Here is a 2,402-nt window from a genome sequence, read left to right on the forward strand (position 1 = left end):
GCGCAGCCGCAGCGCCCGCCCTGCCTGCTGCCGCTGCGAGTACTGGTTCGGCCCGTCGCTATAGCGCAGGCACCCGCCGAGCCCGCCGATCCGCAGCCCGGCCACGTCGATGATCCGGCCGTCGGCGTTGACCGCCCCGTCCGGCCACGGCGCCCTGGCGGGCAGCCCGGCCCGCAGCGTCAGCCCCGCCCGGCTCATCCGGTAGCCGGACAGGTCGGGGTCGTGGTTGCCCGGCACGAAGACCAGCGGCACCTCGAGGGCGTTGACCAGCGCGTCCAGGTAGTCGAACGGCAGGTCGCCGCAGGCGAGGATGAGCCGCGCCGATCGCACCGGGTCAAGGTCGGTCAGCAGCGCGTCGCTCGTCTCGTCGGACACCGCGAGCACCCGGACGGCGTCCGCAGGGGAGGCCGCGCGGCGCGACATTCAGCGCGCCGCCGTTTCCCGCACGTCCAGGCCGCGCTGCCGCAGCGCCGCCTCCACCCGGTAGATCTCGGCGAGCGGTGCCCGGTCGCCAGGCGGCGGGGGGACGTCGAGCCGCTCGCAGGCCGCGGTGAGCGTGTCGATGTAGGCGCCGCGCAGCGCTCGCACCCGATGATGCTTGGCGGTCAGCCCGTCCTGCGTCTCGGTGTCGTCCAGCTCCGCGCGCAGCCGCCGCAGGTTGGCGGTCAGCCGGTCGATCGGCTCGGGGGCCGACGGCTTGCACCGTTTCTCGGCGAGCCAGTTCGCGCCGCGCCAGCCGACGATCAGGGCGAACCCGGCGGCTGGCATCAGCACGAGCACGAGGATGAGATCGACGACCGGACTCACAGGTCTAGTGTCGGCTCGTCAGCGGGCGAAGGCAAGCTCGCCCGGGCATGCGCTGAATCACATTTATCCGGAACGTAAGGTGGCGCCTCTCGCCCGTCAGTCGCTGTCATAGCGGGTCGGCGGGAACGGGTCGGGGTCGCGCAGCTCGCCCGCCTCTTCTTCCCTGCGGATCTCGGCGCGCTCTTCCTGGTACTCGTTGCCCTGCCGGACATCGGGCGGTGGCTCAGGCACTCCCGGCGGCAGCGGGTCGGTCGCCGGGGGCACCTCGTCGGGGTTGTAGTCGTCCAGCCCCGCTTCAACCCGCTCGTCTTCGGCGAGCTCGGCGAGCTTGTCGTCGTCGAGGCGCTGCGAAGCGCCGCCGTGCTCGCGTCGGTCGCGGTGGAACTCCGGTTCGCTCATACCTGCCACGCTACCCCGAACGTCCCCGCCGTCACTCCTCAGGCCCGACGTGCCAGCGGACGATGCTGAACCCGTGCCGCAGCGCGGCGTCGAGCGCCTCGGGTTCCAGCCGGCCGTCGGGGCGGCGCGGGATGGGGATGAACCTGGCGGCCCGGGGGTTCTCCCTGGTGATGACGCCGAGCAGTCGCTCGACCTCCGCGGCGTCGGTGACGGGTTCACCCCTGGCGGGGAGGTCGCGGCCGCGCAGCCTGATCCGGACCGGCCGGGGCCGCTCACCGTCGGTCAGGTTCAGCGTCCACCGGCCGCCGCCCGGGGTGAGCAGCGTCTCGCCGTCGCGGGCGTAGCTCACCGGCTGCCGGTACGCCTTCCCGCTCTTGCGGCCGGTGTAGGAGATAAGCATCAGGTTCGCGGACAGCGGGGTCGGGAACGGCAGCCCGAGCACCGCCCGCATGGGCACGTTGACGGCGCGCATGGTCCGGGCGCGGCGCCGCATCGCGGCTTGGTTCATCGCCATGACAGTTTCCTTTCTCTGCTTTTCAGATCACTCTGCTTTTCAGATCACGACGCTTCTCAGATCATGACCGCGCCGCCGGCCACGTCGACGACGACGCCGGTGATCCAGGCCGCCTCGTCCGAGGCGAGGAACGCGGCGGCGGCGGCGACGTCCTGCGGCGTGCCGAGGCGCCTGAGCGGGTGGGCGTCCGCCAGGGTGGTGCGCAGCCCGGCGGGGATCTGCTGCACGTTCCGTTCGGTGAGGATGGTCTCCGGCGCGATGCAGTTGACCCGGATCCCGAACGGGCCCGCCTGGGCCGCGGCGTCCTGGGTGAGCAGGACGATCCCTGCCTTGGCCGCGGCGTAGGGGATGGGGGAGCCGGGGTGCGGGCGGCGCCCCGCCGTGGAGCTGACCGTGATGATCGAGCCGCGGCGGCGTTCCTTCATCCCGGGCAGGAAGCTTTTCAGGGTGAGGAACGTGGCGAGCAGGTTGCCGTCGATGGTGGCGCGCCAGCCGTCTTCAGGGATCTCCTCAAGCAACGCCGGCGGGGTGAGGCTGCCGCCCGCGTTGGCCACCAGGATCCCGACCGGGCCCAGGCTCTCCTCGACTGCCTGCCGCAGCGCCTCGACCTGGCCGAAGTCGGTGACGTCGCCGGTCACCGGCACCGCCTTGCCGCCGTCGCTGACGATGGCGTCCGCGATGG

General features: G+C 72.5%; 5 protein-coding genes. All 5 read right to left on the minus strand.

Going from position 1 to position 2,402, the window contains the following annotated elements:
* Positions 1-423: metallophosphoesterase family protein (locus WA805_RS07090; protein ID WP_425241937.1), on the minus strand; the 423-nt coding region annotated here is incomplete at its 3' end.
* Positions 424-807, minus strand: a complete 384-nt coding sequence (locus WA805_RS07095; protein ID WP_424558861.1) for a hypothetical protein — start codon at positions 805-807, stop codon at positions 424-426.
* 96 nt (positions 808-903) lie between these two features.
* Positions 904-1,206: a hypothetical protein gene (locus tag WA805_RS07100; RefSeq protein ID WP_422271858.1), complete on the minus strand. Its 303-nt coding sequence runs from the start codon at positions 1,204-1,206 to the stop codon at positions 904-906.
* Between the two features lie 31 nt (positions 1,207-1,237).
* Positions 1,238-1,720, minus strand: a complete 483-nt coding sequence (locus WA805_RS07105) for a nitroreductase/quinone reductase family protein (protein ID WP_422271860.1) — start codon at positions 1,718-1,720, stop codon at positions 1,238-1,240.
* A gap of 56 nt (positions 1,721-1,776) precedes the next feature.
* The coding region (locus tag WA805_RS07110) for an SDR family NAD(P)-dependent oxidoreductase (RefSeq protein ID WP_425241938.1) at positions 1,777-2,402 on the minus strand (626 nt) is incomplete at its 5' end.

The organism is Trebonia sp. (assembly GCF_049794275.1).
Classification (GTDB): Bacteria; Actinomycetota; Actinomycetes; order Streptosporangiales; family Streptosporangiaceae; genus Trebonia.

Coding starts and splice junctions, on each gene's coding strand:
- WA805_RS07100 (WP_422271858.1), bottom strand. CDS start 1,206: ATGAGCGAACCGGAGTTCCACCGCGACCGACGCGAGCACGGCGGCGCT.
- WA805_RS07105 (WP_422271860.1), bottom strand. CDS start 1,720: ATGGCGATGAACCAAGCCGCGATGCGGCGCCGCGCCCGGACCATGCGC.